The 16,433-nt window shown below is 71.0% G+C and carries 15 protein-coding genes; 12 read left to right on the plus strand and 3 right to left on the minus strand.

The window, feature by feature from the left end; translation table 11 throughout:
- Positions 1–47 precede the first annotated feature (47 nt).
- Complete coding sequence (locus JOC24_RS25030; protein ID WP_205022646.1) at positions 48–1,439, minus strand: purine-cytosine permease family protein; 1,392 nt, start codon at positions 1,437–1,439, stop codon at positions 48–50.
- Positions 1,440–1,549: 110 nt separating this feature from the next.
- Between JOC24_RS25030 and ftsY the strand changes: the two genes are divergently transcribed.
- Entirely contained in the window at positions 1,550–2,752 is a 1,203-nt protein-coding gene (gene ftsY / locus JOC24_RS25035; protein WP_205022647.1) for a signal recognition particle-docking protein FtsY, read from the plus strand.
- A 63-nt stretch (positions 2,753–2,815) separates the two neighbouring features.
- Here ftsY and JOC24_RS25040 read toward each other — a convergent pair whose 3' ends face one another.
- Entirely contained in the window at positions 2,816–3,463 is a 648-nt protein-coding gene (locus tag JOC24_RS25040; protein ID WP_205022648.1) for a bifunctional DNA primase/polymerase, read from the minus strand.
- Between the two features lie 419 nt (positions 3,464–3,882).
- Between JOC24_RS25040 and JOC24_RS25045 the strand changes: the two genes are divergently transcribed.
- The 5 genes from JOC24_RS25045 to ffh all read left to right on the plus strand — a co-directional run bounded on the left by JOC24_RS25045 (position 3,883) and on the right by ffh (position 11,536).
- Positions 3,883–5,358 carry a transcriptional repressor NsdA gene (locus JOC24_RS25045; protein ID WP_205022649.1) on the plus strand — a complete coding sequence of 492 codons (1,476 nt, stop codon included), beginning with the start codon at positions 3,883–3,885 and terminating at the stop codon, positions 5,356–5,358.
- Between the two features lie 338 nt (positions 5,359–5,696).
- Positions 5,697–7,049 (plus strand): ammonium transporter, encoded by a 1,353-nt coding sequence (locus tag JOC24_RS25050; RefSeq protein ID WP_205022650.1) that lies wholly within the window; start codon positions 5,697–5,699, stop codon positions 7,047–7,049.
- On the plus strand, positions 7,046–7,384 hold the full coding sequence (locus JOC24_RS25055; RefSeq protein WP_014048583.1) for a P-II family nitrogen regulator: 339 nt from the start codon (positions 7,046–7,048) through the stop codon (positions 7,382–7,384). The genes JOC24_RS25050 and JOC24_RS25055 overlap by 4 nt, the downstream gene beginning before the upstream one ends.
- A gap of 32 nt (positions 7,385–7,416) precedes the next feature.
- Positions 7,417–9,867, plus strand: coding sequence for a [protein-PII] uridylyltransferase (locus JOC24_RS25060; protein ID WP_205022651.1), 2,451 nt, complete (start codon positions 7,417–7,419; stop codon positions 9,865–9,867).
- Positions 9,868–9,988: 121 nt separating this feature from the next.
- Positions 9,989–11,536, plus strand: coding sequence for a signal recognition particle protein (ffh, locus tag JOC24_RS25065; RefSeq protein WP_205022652.1), 1,548 nt, complete (start codon positions 9,989–9,991; stop codon positions 11,534–11,536).
- Positions 11,537–11,597: 61 nt separating this feature from the next.
- Here ffh and JOC24_RS25070 read toward each other — a convergent pair whose 3' ends face one another.
- Positions 11,598–12,458, minus strand: a complete 861-nt coding sequence (locus JOC24_RS25070) for a methyltransferase domain-containing protein (RefSeq protein ID WP_205022653.1) — start codon at positions 12,456–12,458, stop codon at positions 11,598–11,600.
- Between the two features lie 519 nt (positions 12,459–12,977).
- On the opposite strand from JOC24_RS25070, the gene JOC24_RS25075 reads away from it, so the two are divergent.
- The 6 genes from JOC24_RS25075 (at position 12,978) to rplS (ending at position 16,402) form a co-directional block, all read left to right on the plus strand.
- Positions 12,978–13,571, plus strand: coding sequence for a hypothetical protein (locus JOC24_RS25075; RefSeq protein ID WP_205022654.1), 594 nt, complete (start codon positions 12,978–12,980; stop codon positions 13,569–13,571).
- A 155-nt stretch (positions 13,572–13,726) separates the two neighbouring features.
- A complete protein-coding gene (gene rpsP, locus JOC24_RS25080) occupies positions 13,727–14,167 on the plus strand; it encodes a 30S ribosomal protein S16 (protein ID WP_205022655.1) in 441 nt (146 codons plus the stop codon).
- Positions 14,168–14,169: 2 nt separating this feature from the next.
- On the plus strand, positions 14,170–14,409 hold the full coding sequence (locus JOC24_RS25085) for an RNA-binding protein (protein WP_014153811.1): 240 nt from the start codon (positions 14,170–14,172) through the stop codon (positions 14,407–14,409).
- A 106-nt stretch (positions 14,410–14,515) separates the two neighbouring features.
- The gene (gene rimM / locus JOC24_RS25090; RefSeq protein ID WP_205022656.1) at positions 14,516–15,106 is read left to right on the plus strand and encodes a ribosome maturation factor RimM; all 591 of its coding nucleotides are present in this window, start codon (positions 14,516–14,518) and stop codon (positions 15,104–15,106) included.
- The gene (gene trmD, locus JOC24_RS25095; RefSeq protein ID WP_205022657.1) at positions 15,106–15,927 is read left to right on the plus strand and encodes a tRNA (guanosine(37)-N1)-methyltransferase TrmD; all 822 of its coding nucleotides are present in this window, start codon (positions 15,106–15,108) and stop codon (positions 15,925–15,927) included. Before rimM ends, trmD begins: the two co-directional genes overlap by 1 nt.
- A gap of 124 nt (positions 15,928–16,051) precedes the next feature.
- Complete coding sequence (gene rplS, locus JOC24_RS25100) at positions 16,052–16,402, plus strand: 50S ribosomal protein L19 (protein WP_031100562.1); 351 nt, start codon at positions 16,052–16,054, stop codon at positions 16,400–16,402.
- Positions 16,403–16,433: the final 31 nt, after the last annotated feature.

Raw genomic sequence — 16,433 nt, forward strand, 5'->3', positions numbered from 1 at the left:
AGCGGTCCGGTGTCCCGCCGCCCCGCGCCCGTCCGGCCGACGTGGAGTCAGAACCGGACGGGGGCCCCGCCCGTCCCGTCCGCCGGCCGCGGCAGCGCCGCGTACACCCCCGCCGAGACGATGATCGTGGCCGCCCAGCCCAGACCGTTGCGCCCGGTCCAGGTGGCGGCGAGCGGGCCGCTGAACCACTCCACGTCGGTGAACAGCAGCCCGGTCACGAGCGCCGCGCCCCAGGCGCCCGTCGCCGGCCGGCTGAACCCGGCCGTGTACCAGTAGCCGCTGCCGGGAGTGGTGTCCATGAGCGCCGCGGAGTCGTACGTACGGCCGCGCAGCAGATCCACCCCGAAGACCCCGATCCAGGCGGAGAACGTCACGCCGAGCAGCGTCAGGAAGGAGAGGAACGTATCGATGAAACTGGTCGCCACCATCATCAGCGTTCCGCCGAGCAGCAGGCTGATCGTCGCGTTCACGCCCACGGCCCAGGCGCGGGGGACCGAGAATCCGAGCGTCTGGGCGGTGAAGCCGGCGGAGTACATCGACATGGCGTTGATCAGCGTCATGCCGACGACGGCGGTCAGGAGGTAGGGAACCGAGATCCACCGCGGCAGCAACTCGCCGATGAACGCCACGGGGTCCTTCGTGACGGCCAGGTGCGGTGCGCTCACCGCCATCACCGCGCCCATCATGACCATCGGCAGAACCGTCACCAAGGCCCCTCCCACGGCCGCGCCGACCATCGCCCGGCCGGACGCCGAGTGCGGCAGGTAGCGGGCGAAGTCCGGTGCCGAGGGAACCCAGCTGAGGCCCCCGGCGACCAATGTCCCGATCCCGGCGATCATCATCGCCGCCGGCCCCGGCGGCCGGTCCAGGACGGTCCGCCAAGGGGTCGAGCCCGTCAGGTGGACCAGGACGAGGAGGCTCGTGCTCCCGAAGAGCCACACGGAGACCCGGGAGCACACCCGCAGCGCTCGGATTCCCAGCCCCGAGACGAGGAAGCTCGCGGCGACGAAGGCCGTCAGGGTCACGAGGATCAAGGAGTGGGTACTCCGGATGCCGAACAGCAGATCGAGTACGGCCAGGACGGCGTACGAGCCGGTGACCGCGTTCACGGTCTCCCAGCCCCAGCGGACCACCCACAGCAGGGCTCCGGGGAAGAGATTGCCGCGCTGTCCGAAGACCGCCCTGGACAGCGCCATGCCGGGTGCCCCGCCGCGCTTGCCCGCGACGGACACCAGGCCGACCAGTCCGAACGAGAGCGCGGGGGCGGTGACCGCCACGGCCAGCACCTGCCAGAGGTTCAGGCCGTTGAAGACGGTGAGCCCGGCTCCGACGGTCAGCAGCAGCACCGTCATGTTGGCCGTCACCCAGGTGGGGAAGAGGGCGCGGACCCGGCCGGTGCGCTCGTGATCGGGGACGGGATCCAGGCCGCGGTTCTCCACGGGCAGCAGCGTACCTTTACCCCCAAACGTGGCATACCGACCCTTCGCTCGGTGTCCGCCGTCGCCAGCGACCGCGCCGGGCCGCAGTCGTGGCCGATACTGGACACGTTATGGAAATCGTCATCCTTGCTGTAGTCATCGCCCTGGTCGCGGTCGGCCTGATCAGCGGGCTCGTGGTCAGCAGCCGCAAGAAGAAGCAGCTGCCGCCCTCGGCGCCGTCGAGCACGCCGACCATCACTCCTCCCGCCGAGCCCCGTGTCGGCGAGGAAGCCGAGGCGCCGCGCGACGAAGCGCGGCGCACCACCGAGGAGGTCGGTCTCCCCGGCGACGGGACTTCCGTCGCGGAACCCCCCGTCATCGAGCCGGAGATCCCCGAGCTCGAAGTCCCCGAGCCCACCGCCGGCCGGCTGGTGCGGCTGCGCGCCCGGCTCGCCCGGTCGCAGAACTCCCTGGGCAAGGGGCTGCTCACGCTCCTGTCCCGCGACAACCTCGACGAGGACACCTGGGAGGAGATCGAGGACACCCTCCTGACCGCCGATGTCGGCGTCGCTCCCACCCAGGAGCTGGTGGAGCGGCTCCGCGAGCGGGTCCGCGTCCTCGGCACCCGTACGCCCGACGAACTGCGCGCCCTGCTGCGCGAGGAGCTCGTCGCTCTGCTCGGCCCCGAATTCGACCGTGAGGTCAGGACCGAGGGCGGCGAAGGGACACCCGGTGTCGTGATGGTCGTCGGGGTCAACGGCACCGGCAAGACGACCACGACGGGCAAGCTCGCCCGGGTCCTCGTCGCCGACGGCCGCAGCGTCGTGCTCGGCGCCGCGGACACCTTCCGTGCCGCCGCCGCCGATCAGCTCCAGACCTGGGGCGAGCGGGTCGGCGCCCGCACGGTGCGCGGCCCCGAGGCCGGCGACCCCGCCTCGATCGCCTTCGACGCGGTGAAGGAAGGTATCGCCGAGGGTGCCGACGTGGTGCTCATCGACACCGCGGGCCGGCTGCACACCAAGACCGGCCTGATGGACGAGCTCGGCAAGGTCAAGCGGGTCGTGGAGAAGCACGGGCCGCTCGACGAGATCCTGCTCGTCCTCGACGCCACGACCGGGCAGAACGGCCTCGTCCAGGCACGGGTCTTCGCCGAGGTGGTCGACATCACCGGCATCGTCCTCACCAAGCTGGACGGCACCGCCAAGGGCGGCATCGTCATCGCCGTCCAGCGCGAACTGGGCGTCCCGGTGAAGCTGATCGGTCTCGGTGAGGGGCCGGACGACCTGGCCCCGTTCGAGCCCGGCGCCTTCGTCGACGCTCTGATCGGCGACTGACCGGCCTGCCCCCGCTGACCGTGAAGGGTGGTGGACCCTGGAGGGGTTCACCACCCTTCGGCGTCACCAGCGGTGGCATATGTAGGCGAGGGTGCCCAGCAGCAGCCGGGCCTGCGGGGGAGCCGCTGCCGTGTCCGGCGCCGGTGGCCGCAGCCAGCGGACCGGGCCGAGTCCTCCGAGGTCCGAAGGGGGAGCGGTGACGTAAGCGCCGCGGCCCAGCGCCCGCAGATCGAGACCCGCGTCGTCCCAGCCCATCCGGTAGAGGAGCCCCGGCAGTCCCGCCGCGGCCCCGGGGGCGACGAAGAACTGCGCGCGGCCGGTGGGAGTCACCGAGACCGGCCCCAGCGGCAGCCCCATCCGCTCCATCCGGACCAGCGCGCGCCGGCCGGCGGCCTCGGTGACGTCGAGTACGTCGAAACTCCGGCCCACGGGAAGCAGCATCGAGGCGCCCGGCACCTCGGCCCAGGCGTCCGCGGCCGTGCCGGGAGTGGCGCCCGGAGGCACCTCGGGGGCGAAGTCCAGCGGATGCGCGCCGGGGGCGTCGCACACCGTGTCGCCGCACGAGCAGACCCCTGCCGCGGCACGCGCGCCCGGAGCCACCGCCCAGCCCCACAGTCCGGTGTACTCGGCCACCTCGGTCGCCCCGACCGTGCGACCGCGGCGCCGCGCGCCGGACCGCATCTCCCGGATGCCGCCGATCGTGAAGCCCATGCACCCTCCAACGGGTCCGACTCACCGGTGGTTACGACCCGGAGTGCTCGACGTCTCCGCAGCCGCCGATCCGCCGGCGTGCATGGGTGGTGTCGCAGGGGTGCGCGATGCGCATCATGCGCCCCTGAGTGCTTCACTCCGTCAACCGCTGACCGCGGCCTGTCAAGTGAATCGCGGACCGTGCGGATCGGGTTCACTCGAAGGGGTGGCGAATGGTGGCGTTTCCGCGATGGTCCACCTGGGTCGGTGATCGTAGGATTACCGTGGGTACCCGAACCTGCAATTGCATCTGCAGTTGAGTATGCCTCAGGCAATTCGATGATCCGTTCGAAGACGGGCGACGTCCGTACGGACAGCGCCGGGGCACGGCATTCTGATAGAGGTTCGCGCGACAGGTTTCATCGGATGGGGGCGTTCCAGTGAGTGGCAGCGGCGCAGGCGAGACGAATGCCGGAAAGCGCCCCAACGGGCAGCTGAGCTCATGGTTCGTGCGGAGCGGCTGGTCGAAGGGCGAGCTCGCCCGCCAGGTGAACCGCAGGGCACGCCAGCTGGGTGCCCATCACATCAGTACCGACACCTCCCGGGTGCGTCGCTGGCTCGACGGTGAACAGCCCCGCGAACCGATCCCGCGCATCCTGTCCGAGCTCTTCTCCGAGCGCTTCGGCGCCGTCGTCCCGGTCGAGGACCTGGGGCTGCGCACCGCCCACCAGTCCCCGTCGGTGGCGGGGGTCGACCTGCCCTGGGCGGGACCGCAGACCGTCGCGCTGCTCAGCGAGTTCTCCCGCAGCGACCTCATGCTGGCCCGCCGCGGATTCCTCGGCAGTTCCCTCGCGCTCGCCGCCGGCCCCACACTGATCGAGCCCATGCAGCGCTGGCTGGTGCCCGTGGCCCGCCCGGGGGAACCGGAACCGGAGCTGCCGACCGCGGAGAGCCGCCCCTCGCGGCTCTCCGGACCCGAGCTCGACCTGCTGGAGTCCACCACCGCGATGTTCCGCCAGTGGGACGCACAGTGCGGGGGCGGGCTGCGCCGCAAGGCCGTCGTCGGCCAGCTCCACGAGGTCACCGACCTGCTGCAGGAACCGCAGCCCCGGGCCACCGCCGAGCGGCTCTTCCGCTGCGCGGCCGAACTGGCCGAACTGGCGGGCTGGATGAGCTACGACGTCGGCCTCCAGCCCACCGCCCAGAAGTACTTCGTGCTCGCCCTGCACGCCTCGAAGGAGGCCGGCGACAAGCCACTGGGTTCCTACATCCTCTCCAGCATGAGCCGCCAGATGATCCACCTCGGCAGGCCCGACGACGCCCTCGAACTCATCCATCTCGCCCAGTACGGCAGCCGTGACTGCGCCACCGCGCGGACCCAGGCCATGCTGTATGCGATGGAGGCCCGCGCCTACGCCAACATGGGTCAGCCCAGCAAGTGCAAGCGAGCGGTCCGGATGGCCGAGGACACCTTCGCCGACGCGGTCCTCGACGACGAGCCCGAGCCCGACTGGATCCGCTTCTTCTCCGAGGCCGAACTGCACGGCGAGAACTCCCACTCCTACCGTGACCTCGCCTACGTCGCCGGCCGCAGCCCCACGTACGCCTCGCTCGCCGAGCCGGTCATGGCCCGAGCCGTCGAGCTCTTCGGCGAGGACGACGAGCACCAGAGGTCCTACGCGCTCAACCTGATCGGCATGGCCACCGTGCACCTCCTGAAGCGCGAGCCCGAGGAGTCGGCCGTCCTCGCCACCACGGCCCTGAAGGTCGCGAGGAAGGTCAGGTCGGAGCGCGTCAACACCCGGCTCCGCAAGACCGTCGACACCGCGGCCAGGGACTTCGGGGACGTCCCGGACGTCGCCCGGCTCACCGACCTGCTCACCGAGCAGCTCCCGGAGACCGCCGAAGCGGTCTGACCGGGCCCTCCGCCACCGGCCACGACGGCCGTCCGCACCACTCGACCCGGCTCCCCCATGTGCCAGGCCGGCGGGTCGCCGTCGTGGCCGGTTCACGTTCCCGGGCCTTTCAACCGCACCGTATGCGGCGCAGCCCGGACGGTAGGCAGCGCACCGGGCCGGACACCCCTGGTTCATGGGGACGTAACACGCGGAGCTCCTTCGTCACTGTGGTGAAACACCGTGCGGCATTCGTGGAAACCGCGCTGCGCGAATCTCATGGCGCATAACCGGCCCGCACCTTTTCACCGTGGTCCCGCACCCCCGCACGTGGCCGCACCGACGACGAGGAGACGCCGATGCCCCCAGGCATCACGACGCTTGCCGCAGACGCTCCGGAGCTGTCTGCCGCCAACACAGGGTTCATGCTCATCTGCTCCGCGCTGGTGATGCTCATGACCCCGGGTCTGGCCTTCTTCTACGGAGGCATGGTCCGCGTCAAGAGCACCCTGAACATGCTGATGATGAGCTTCATCAGCCTCGGGATCGTCACGATCCTGTGGGTGCTCTACGGATTCAGCCTCGCCTTCGGTACCGACGTCGGTTCCGTCATCGGCTGGAGCTCGGACTACGTCGGCCTCAGCGGCATCGGAGTCACCGAGCTCTGGGACGGCTACACCATCCCGACCTACGTCTTCGCGGTCTTCCAGCTGATGTTCGCCGTGCTCACCCCGGCCCTCATCAGCGGCGCCCTCGCGGACCGCGTCAAGTTCACCTCGTGGGCCCTGTTCATCACCCTGTGGGTCACCGTCGTCTACTTCCCGGTCGCGCACTGGGTCTGGGGCGCCGGCGGCTGGCTCTTCGAGCTGGGTGTCATCGACTTCGCCGGCGGTACGGCCGTCCACATCAACGCGGGTGCCGCCGCCCTCGGCGTGATCCTCGTCATCGGCAAGCGGGTCGGCTTCAAGAAGGACCCGATGCGGCCGCACAGCCTGCCGCTCGTCATGCTCGGCGCCGCCCTCCTGTGGTTCGGCTGGTTCGGCTTCAACGCCGGCTCGTGGCTCGGCAACGACGACGGCGTGGGCGCCGTCATGTTCGTCAACACCCAGGTCGCCACCGGCGCCGCCGTCCTCGGCTGGCTCGCCTACGAGAAGATCCGCCACGGCTCGTTCACCACCCTGGGCGCCGCCTCCGGGGCCGTGGCCGGTCTCGTCGCCATCACCCCCGCGGGCGGCTCGGTCAGCCCGCTGGGCGCCATCGCGGTCGGCGTCATCGCCGGTGTCCTGTGCGCCATGGCCGTCGGCCTGAAGTACAAGCTCGGCTACGACGACTCCCTGGACGTCGTCGGCGTCCACCTCGTCGGCGGCATCATCGGCTCCCTCCTCGTCGGCTTCTTCGCCACCGGCGGTGTGCAGTCCGACGCCAAGGGCCTCTTCTACGGCGGCGGCCTCGAGCAGCTCGGCAAGCAGGCCGTCGGAGTGTTCGCGGTCCTCGCATACTCTCTGGTCGTCTCCGCGGTCCTGGCGTTCATCCTCGACAGAACCATCGGGATGCGGGTCAGCGAGGACGACGAGGTCTCCGGTATCGACCAGGTCGAGCACGCCGAGACGGCGTACGACTTCAGCGGCGCCGGCGGTGGCGCGGCCACGCGCACCGCACCTCCGGCGCCCGGCGCCGCGGCAGCCCCGACGAACAAGAAGGTGGACGCATGAAGCTCATCACCGCAGTCGTGAAGCCGCACCGGCTGGACGAGATCAAGGAGGCGCTCCAGGCCTTCGGCGTCCAGGGCCTCACGGTCACGGAAGCCAGTGGTTACGGGCGTCAGCGCGGCCACACCGAGGTCTACCGTGGCGCCGAGTACACCGTGGACCTCGTGCCGAAGATCCGCATCGAGGTCCTCGTCGAGGACGAGGACGCCGAACAGCTCATCGACGTGGTGGTCAAGGCCGCCCGGACCGGCAAGATCGGTGACGGCAAGGTCTGGAGCGTCCCGGTCGAGACCGCGATCCGGGTACGGACCGGCGAACGCGGTCCGGACGCACTCTGACCGACGGTCCCTGTGAACGGAAAGGCAGCCGGGTGACGAGCACCGAAGTGACCACCGGATCCGAGGACTCGGGACCCAGCGGCTATGCGGCGGCCCGGCTGCGCCTCCTCCAGGAGGAGGCGCGGTCCGGGCCGCCGCGCCGTGCCGCACTGGCGCGGCTCACCGACGGCTGGCTGACCGGGCTGTTCACCACGGCCGCCGAGCGGGCGGGTGTCCGCGGTGCCGCCCTCGTCGCCGTCGGCGGGTACGGCCGCGGAGAGCTCTCCCCGCGCAGCGACCTCGACCTCCTGCTCCTGCACGACGGCAACGCCGACCCGGGAGCCGTCGCCGCCCTCGCCGACGGGATCTGGTACCCGGTCTGGGACCTCGGCCTCGCACTCGACCACTCCGTACGCACCCCCGGCGAGGCACGCAGAACCGCGGGGGAGGACCTCAAGGTCCAGCTCGGGCTGCTCGACGCGCGCCCGGTCACCGGAGACCTCGGGCTCGTCGCCGGACTCCGTACCGCGATCCTCGCCGACTGGCGCAACCAGGCCCCCAAACGCCTCCCCGCCCTCGACGAGCTCTGCCGCGAACGGGCCGAACGCATGGGCGAGCTGCAGTTCCTCCTGGAACCCGATCTGAAGGAGGCCCGCGGCGGCCTCCGCGACGCCACCGCCCTGCGTGCCGTCGCCGCCTCATGGGTCGCCGACGCACCCCGCGAAGGACTCGCGGAAGCCCGCCGTACGCTCCTCGACGCACGCGACGCACTCCACCTCACCACCGGCCGGGCCACCGACCGCCTCGCCCTGCAGGAGCAGGACCAGGTCGCCGGAGCCCTCGGCCTCCTGGACTCCGACGCCCTGCTCCGCCAGCTCTACGAGGCCGCCCGGACCGTCTCGTACGCCACCGACGTCACCTGGCGCGAGGTCAACCGCGTCCTGCGGGCCCGCTCCTCACGGCCACGGCTGCGCACGCTCCTCGGCGGCGCCAAGGCCGTTCCGGAACGCACCCCGCTCGCCGAGGGCGTCGTCGAGGCCGACGGCGAAGTCGTCCTCGCGCGCACCGCCCGCCCCGAACGCGACCCCGTGCTCACACTCAGGGCCGCCGCCGCCGCCGCGGAGGCCGGGCTGCCGCTCTCCCGCCACCTCGTCCGCCATCTGGGCACCGCGGCGCAGCCACTGCCCGTGCCGTGGCCGCCCCAGGCCCGCGAGGAGCTCGTCACCCTCCTCGGCGCCGGCGAGGCCACCGTCGGTGTCTGGGAAGCGCTCGAATCGGAAGGCATCATCACCCGCCTGCTGCCCGACTGGGAGCGGGTCCACTGCCGGCCGCAGCGCAACCCCGTCCACACCTGGACCGTCGACCGGCACCTCGTCGAGACGGCCGTCCGCGCCTCCCACCTCACCCGCCGTGTCGGCCGGCCCGACCTCCTCCTGATCGCCGCCCTGCTGCACGACATCGGCAAGGGCTGGCCGGGGGACCACTCGGTGGCCGGCGAGGTCATCGCCCGCGACATGGCCGCCCGCATCGGCTTCGACAAGCAGGACGTGGGCGTCGTCGCCACGCTCGTACGGCACCATCTGCTGCTCGTCGAGACCGCCACGCGGCGCGACCTCGACGACCCCGCGACCGTCCGCTCCGTCGCCGCGGCCGTCGGCAACGCCGCCACCCTGGAGCTCCTGCACGCGCTCACCGAGGCCGACGCACTGGCCACCGGCCCCGCGGCCTGGAGCTCCTGGCGGGCCTCACTCGTCACCGACCTGGTCAAGCGTGTCGCCGCGCTCCTGGCCGGCGAGGAACCCCCCGCGCCGGAGCCACTCGCCCCCAGCGCCGAACAGGAACGCCTCGCCGTCGAGGCCCTGCGTACCGGACAGCCCGTCCTCTCCCTGCACACCCGGCCCGAACCGGCCTCCGAGGACGGCGAGCCCGCACCCGTGGGCGTCGAACTCCTCATCGCGCTGCCCGACCGCCCCGGCGTCCTGCCCGCGGCGGCCGGGGTCCTCGCCCTGCACCGTCTCACCGTGCGCGCCGCCGACCTGCGCGCCGTCGAGCTCCCCACCGAGCTGGGTGACACGGCGGACCTGCTGGTGCTCAGCTGGCGGGTCGCGGCCGAGTACGGCTCACTCCCGCAGGCCACCCGGCTGCGCGCCGATCTCGTACGCGCCCTGGACGGTTCCCTGGACATCCGGGCCAGGCTCGCCGAACGCGAAGCCGCTTACCCACGGCGGCGCGGAGTGAAGGCCCCGCCGCCGCGGGTGACCGTCGCCGCGGCCGGATCGCGCCTGGCCACGGTGATCGAGGTCCGCGCGCAGGACGCCCCGGGGCTCCTGCACCGGATCGGCCGCGCCCTGGAGCGGAGCGCGGTCAGAGTCCGCAGCGCCCACGTCTCCACGCTCGGCGCGAACGCGGTCGACGCCTTCTACGTCACGGACACGGAGGGTGAGCCGCTGCTCCCGGAACGGGCCGCCGAGGTGGCCGGGGAGGTCGAGAAGGAGCTCGGCTGACCTCCTGTCCCGGGCCCGATCGTCACGAGAAACGGGCGAGGGCTTCGCGTTCCCCGGGGTCCGGATACCCTGGAGGACGACTGACCTGCCACGCCCCCGACCCTGAGGACCGACGAGCGCCGTGTTCGATACTCTCTCCGACCGCCTTAGCGCGACTTTCAAAAACCTCAGGGGCAAGGGCCGCTTGTCCGAGGCGGACATCGACGCCACGGCTCGCGAGATCCGTATCGCCCTGCTCGAGGCCGATGTCGCGCTCCCCGTCGTCCGGGCGTTCATCGCCAGCGTCAAGGAGCGGGCGCGCGGCTCCGAGGTCTCCCAGGCGCTGAACCCCGCCCAGCAGGTCGTCAAGATCGTCAACGAGGAGCTCGTCGGCATCCTCGGCGGCGAGACCCGGCGGCTCAGGTTCGCCAAGAACCCGCCCACCGTGATCATGCTCGCGGGTCTGCAGGGTGCCGGTAAGACCACCCTCGCCGGAAAGCTGGGTCTCTGGCTCAAGAGCCAGGGCCACTCCCCGCTGCTCGTCGCCTGTGACCTCCAGCGCCCCAACGCCGTCAACCAGCTGAGCGTCGTCGCCGACCGTGCCGGTGTCGCGGTGTACGCGCCGGAGCCGGGCAACGGTGTGGGCGACCCCGTCAAGGTCGCCAAGGACTCCATCGAGTTCGCCAAGGCCAAGGTCCACGACATCGTCATCGTCGACACCGCCGGCCGCCTCGGCATCGACGAGGAGCTGATGCGGCAGGCCGCGGACATCCGCGACGCCGTCAGCCCCGACGAGATCCTCTTCGTCGTCGACGCGATGATCGGCCAGGACGCGGTCAACACCGCCGAGGCCTTCCGCGACGGCGTCGGCTTCGACGGCGTCGTGCTCTCCAAGCTCGACGGTGACGCCCGAGGTGGCGCCGCCCTGTCGATCGCCCACGTCACGGGCAAGCAGATCATGTTCGCGTCGAACGGTGAGAAGCTCGAGGACTTCGACGCCTTCCACCCCGACCGGATGGCGTCCCGCATCCTCGACATGGGTGACCTGCTCACCCTGATCGAGCAGGCGGAGAAGACCTTCAGCCAGGAAGAGGCCGCCAAAATGGCCTCCAAGCTGGCGTCGAGCAAGGGCAAGGACTTCACGCTCGACGACTTCCTGGCGCAGATGGAGCAGGTCAGGAAGATGGGCTCCATCTCCAAGCTGCTCGGGATGCTGCCCGGCATGGGGCAGATCAAGGACCAGATCAACAACATCGACGAGCGCGACGTGGACCGCACGGCCGCGATCATCAAGTCGATGACCCCGAAGGAACGCGCCGAGCCGACCATCATCAACGGCTCGCGCCGGGCCCGTATCGCCAAGGGTTCCGGTGTCGAGGTCTCCGCGGTGAAGAACCTGGTGGAGCGCTTCTTCGAGGCCCGCAAGATGATGTCGAAGATGGCCCAGGGCGGCGGCATGCCGGGGATGCCGGGGATGCCGGGCATGGGCGGCGGCCCCGGCCGTCAGAAGAAGCAGGTCAAGCAGGCCAAGGGCAAGCGCAAGAGCGGTAACCCGATGAAGCGCAAGGCCGAGGAGCAGGCCGAGGCGGCCCGCCGCGAGCAGGCGGCACAGGGCGGCGCGTTCAACCTGCCCGCTCAGGAGGACAAGAACTTCGAGCTGCCGGACGAGTTCAAGAAGTTCATGGGCTGACCGGCCCGGTGCACGGCGGAAGGGGCGTCCCGCTCGGCGGGGCGCCCCTTCCGCCGTGCCGTTACGTCACGCACACCAGGTAGCGGAAGACGTTCGGCATCCACACCGTGCCGTCGGGCCGCAGATGCGGATGCAGGGCCTCCGCGACCTCCTTCTCCACCTGGGTGCGGTCCGTCGCCCGCACCGCCGTGTCGAACAGCCCGGTGGACAGCAGGCCGCGCACCGCGCTGTCCACGTCCGCGTAACCGAAGGGGCAGGACACCCGGCCCGAGCCGTCCGGCTTGAGCCCGGCCCGAGCCGCGACCTCTTCCAGGTCGTCCCGCAGCGCCGGCCGCCAGCCGTTCCCCGAACGCGGTGTGCTCGCCGACCCGGTTAGCCGGGCCGCCACCCTCAGTACCGGAGCGGTGGCACACCTCTCCGGCGGCCCCCAGCCGGCCAGCACCACCGTGGCGCCCCGCACGGCCAGCGGCACGGCGGAGGCCAGCGCCGGGGCGAGCCCCTCGGAGTCCCCGGCCGCGCAGCCGATCGGCTGGAACGCGGTCAGCAGGTTGTACGGGGCCTCCCCGTCCGGGACGGCCGCCGGAACGCTGTCCACGAGCCTCGCCCGGCGATCCGTGCGCCCGGCATCGTGCCCCGTCCCGGAGGCGAGGCGCTCACGGGCCAGGGCCAGACGGTCGCGGTCGGTGTCGACGCCGGTGACGCGCGCCCCGCGCGAGGCCGCGATCAGCAGCGCGAGCCCGGAACCGCAGCCGAGGGAGAGCATCCGCGTACCGGCCCCGACCTCGAGGCGGGCGTACACCGCCTCGTAGAGGGGCGCCAGCATGCGCTCCTGGATCTCGGCCCAGTCACGGGCGCGGGTACCGGCGTCCACCGGGGCGGACGAATCCGCGTACCTGTGGTGCCGGACGAGCGTAGGTGTCATGGAATGCGCCCCAATCCGCCGTGAGGTCGGTCGTGCCCGAGTGAGGTCCCCCATGTCTATGTGCTGTGCATGTGTGCCCACAGCCCCCGTATGCCAGGGAACTCCGCATCGGCGGTCCCGTCCAGAGGTCGGACGGGGTGGGACGGCATTGCCCGCGTGCTCCGGTCGTGCGCCCCCGGGCGCCGCGTGCGCGATGCGGGCGCCGGGAACAGCACGCCCGCTGCTCGCTTCCTCACAGTCTCACCCGACACACGGGGCGCAGCACGTCGAGCGCCCCCGCCCCGCCCGCGACCGGTGTGCGGCCCTCGCTCCGTGCCGGGTACTGTCGCCCGGGGGTGCCCGTCCAGGCAGGTGCGTACGCGCTGCTACGTCCCACCTTGGTGCGAGCTGTGAGACTTCTCCGCTGATCTGCGCACCCGCCCTCGTCCGGACGCATCAAGGGCAACTGACTGGTACGTGCAAATTATTTGGGATGCCCCGGAATAGGAACACCGGAGCACTCAGGCTCGTTGTCACGACGTGAGCACGACACCACCTGTACTTGCCGCAGAGCTGGCACAGGCGTGGGCCGACATTCAGCGGTACCACCCCGAGCTGCCCGATCTTGCCGCGCCAGAGTCCCTGATCGGAGAGTCCTCGTCCGCCTGTGGCGCCGAGCTCTCCTTCGAACGGCTGCTCCATGAGGCAGTCCACGGCATCGCTGCCGCGCGAGGTGTCCGTGACACCTCCCGCGCCGGCCGCTACCACAACCGACGCTTCCTCGCGATCGCCGAGGAGCTGGGCCTCGATCATGCCGAGGAGCCCCACCCCAGCAGCGGATTCTCGCTGGTGACGCTCAATCCCGAGGCCAGACGCAGGTACCGCCCCACCGCGGAGCGGTTGCAGCGTGCGCTCAAGGCGCACACCGTGGCCACCGCGGCGGACACCAAGCGCTCGTTCCGCGGTCCCGCCGCGCGCCACGGCTCGTCCGGGGGAGGGGTGCGGGTCAAGGCCGTCTGCGACTGCGGGCGCAACGTCCGGGTCGTTCCCTCGGTCCTCGCCCAGGCCCCGATCGTCTGCGGGGGCTGCGGCAAGCCCTTCCGCATCCCGGAAGCGGCGGTCGCGGTGGGGTGACCCGATGCGGTGTGGCACAATGGACAGCTGTACTCGACAGTCGCACAGGACCCCTCTCTCCTCCGGCTGACGCGTCCATCGGGCACCCGAGTACCGCAACCCCACGTGGCATCTTTTGTGCCCAACCACGTCAGAGACCAGGAGAGACCACTTCCGTGGCAGTCAAGATCAAGCTGAAGCGTCTGGGCAAGATTCGTTCGCCTCACTACCGCATCATCGTCGCCGACTCGCGCACCCGCCGTGACGGCCGGGCCATCGAGGAGATCGGTCTGTACCACCCGGTGCAGAACCCCTCCCGCATCGAGGTCAACGCGGAGCGCGCGCAGTACTGGCTGTCCGTCGGCGCCCAGCCGACCGAGCCGGTCCTCGCGATCCTGAAGCTCACCGGTGACTGGCAGGCCCACAAGGGCCTCCCGGCCCCCGCGCCGCTCCTGCAGCCTGAGCCCAAGGCTGACAAGCGCGCCCTGTTCGAGGCCCTCACCACGGACGGCGACGAGGCCAAGGGTGAGGCCATCACCCAGAAGGCCAAGAAGTCGGACAAGAAGGCGGACGAGGCGGCCGACGCTGCCGCGTCCACCGAGTCGACCGAGGCCTGAGCGTGCTCGAGGAGGCTCTTGAGCACCTCGTGAAGGGCATCGTCGACAACCCCGACGATGTGCAGGTCGCCTCGCGCGACCTGCGCCGTGGACGCGTGCTCGAGGTCCGGGTTCACCCCGACGACCTCGGCAAGGTGATCGGCCGCAACGGCCGTACCGCGCGCGCTCTGCGTACCGTCGTGGGTGCCATCGGCGGCCGTGGGATCCGTGTCGACCTCGTCGATGTGGACCAGGTTCGCTGAAAGAGTTGAACACCGGCCGGGGCCGGGGAGGGCTTTCGAGCCGTCCCCGGCCTTTGTCGTCCGTACACCACCGCCTCCTCAGTAAGAAACCACCGGGAGAAACAGCGTGCAGTTGGTAGTTGCGCGGATCGGTCGCGCCCACGGCATCAAGGGCGAGGTCACCGTCGAGGTGCGCACCGACGAGCCCGAGATCCGGCTCGGTCCGGGGGCCGTGCTGGCCACGGAGCCCGCCGCCACCGGGCCGCTCACGATCGAGACCGGCCGGGTGCACAGCGGTCGCCTGCTGCTGCGGTTCGAGGGCGTGCGCGACCGTACGGCCGCGGAGGCGCTGCGCAACACCCTGCTGATCGCCGAGGTGGATCCGGAGGAACTGCCCGAGGACCCCGAGGAGTTCTACGACCACCAGCTGATGGACCTCGACGTCGTCCTCGCCGACGGAACCGAGATCGGCCGGATCACCGAGATCACACATCTGCCGTCCCAGGACCTGTTCATCGTGGAACGGCCGGACGGCAGCGAGGTGATGATCCCGTTCGTCGAGGAGATCGTCACCGAGATCGACCTGGAGGAGCAGCGGGCCGTCATCACTCCGCCGCCGGGGCTGATCGACGAGAGCGAGGCCGTCATCGCCTCCACGCGCGACCAGGACGGTGCCGGGGCCGGCGTGGCGGGCGACGGGCAGAAGGGCGACGAGTGATGCGGCTCGACGTCGTCACGATCTTCCCCGAGTACCTGGACCCCCTGAACGTCTCGCTCGTCGGCAAGGCGCGCACCCGGGGCAGTCTCGACGTGCACGTCCACGACCTGCGGGACTGGACCTACGACCGGCACAACACGGTGGACGACACCCCGTACGGCGGCGGCCCCGGCATGGTCATGAAGACCGAGCCCTGGGGCGAGGCGCTGGACACCGCGCTGGCCGGCGGCTACGAGGCCGGGGCGCACTCCCCGGTGCTCGTGGTGCCCACGCCCAGTGGCAGGCCCTTCACCCAGGAACTGGCCGTGGAGCTCTCGGAGCGACCGTGGCTCATCTTCACCCCCGCCCGCTACGAGGGCATCGACCGCCGGGTGATGGACGAGTACGCGACCCGTATACCGGTCGTCGAGGTGTCCATCGGGGACTACGTCCTGGCGGGCGGCGAAGCAGCCGTCCTGGTGATCACCGAGGCCGTCGCCCGGCTGCTGCCCGGGGTGCTCGGCAACGCCGAGTCGCACCGCGACGACTCCTTCGCGCCCGGGGCCATGGCCGACCTGCTCGAGGGGCCCGTCTACACGAAGCCTCCGGAGTGGCGCGGGCGCGCCATTCCCGAGGTGCTGCTCAGCGGCCACCACGGCCGGATCGCACGCTGGCGACGCGACGAGGCCTTCCGCCGTACCGCTCTCAACAGGCCCGATCTGATCGAGCGTTGCGAGGCGACGGGCTTCGACAAGAAGGACCGGGAGATGCTGTCCATCCTGGGCTGGTCCCCGGGGCCCGACGGACGATTTTGGCGCAGGCCCGCGGCCGTGGAAGAATAGGCCCGCTGTACGTCCGGCGTGCGCCCCTGCCACAGGGGGAAAGACGCCCGCCCGATGTGATCAGCATCCGAACTTCACTCTCTCCCGTCGATGACCTGTGGCATCGGCGAAGAAAGCAGACAACATGACTTCCCTGCTCGATGGCGTCAACGCCGCCTCGCTCCGTACCGACCTCCCGGCGTTCCGCCCCGGTGACACCGTCAACGTCCACGTGCGCGTGATCGAGGGCAACCGCTCCCGTATCCAGCAGTTCAAGGGCGTCGTCATCCGCCGCCAGGGCTCGGGTGTCAGCGAGACCTTCACGGTCCGCAAGGTCTCCTTCAGCGTCGGCGTCGAGCGCACCTTCCCGGTGCACAGCCCGATCTTCGAGAAGATCGAGCTCGTCACCCGCGGTGACGTCCGTCGCGCCAAGCTGTACTTCCTCCGTGAGCTCCGCGGCAAGGCCGCGAAGATCAAGGAGAAGCGCGACCGCTGACTCACCTCCGGCGTCCACGGCGTGGCCCGAT

The organism is Streptomyces sp. HB132, from assembly GCF_016909575.1.
Lineage (GTDB): Bacteria > Actinomycetota > Actinomycetes > Streptomycetales > Streptomycetaceae > Streptomyces.

Coding starts and splice junctions, on each gene's coding strand:
- JOC24_RS25050 (WP_205022650.1), top strand. CDS start 5,697: ATGCCCCCAGGCATCACGACGCTTGCCGCAGACGCTCCGGAGCTGTCT.
- ftsY (WP_205022647.1), top strand. CDS start 1,550: ATGGAAATCGTCATCCTTGCTGTAGTCATCGCCCTGGTCGCGGTCGGC.
- rplS (WP_031100562.1), top strand. CDS start 16,052: ATGACTTCCCTGCTCGATGGCGTCAACGCCGCCTCGCTCCGTACCGAC.
- trmD (WP_205022657.1), top strand. CDS start 15,106: ATGCGGCTCGACGTCGTCACGATCTTCCCCGAGTACCTGGACCCCCTG.
- JOC24_RS25070 (WP_205022653.1), bottom strand. CDS start 12,458: ATGACACCTACGCTCGTCCGGCACCACAGGTACGCGGATTCGTCCGCC.
- JOC24_RS25055 (WP_014048583.1), top strand. CDS start 7,046: ATGAAGCTCATCACCGCAGTCGTGAAGCCGCACCGGCTGGACGAGATC.
- JOC24_RS25040 (WP_205022648.1), bottom strand. CDS start 3,463: ATGGGCTTCACGATCGGCGGCATCCGGGAGATGCGGTCCGGCGCGCGG.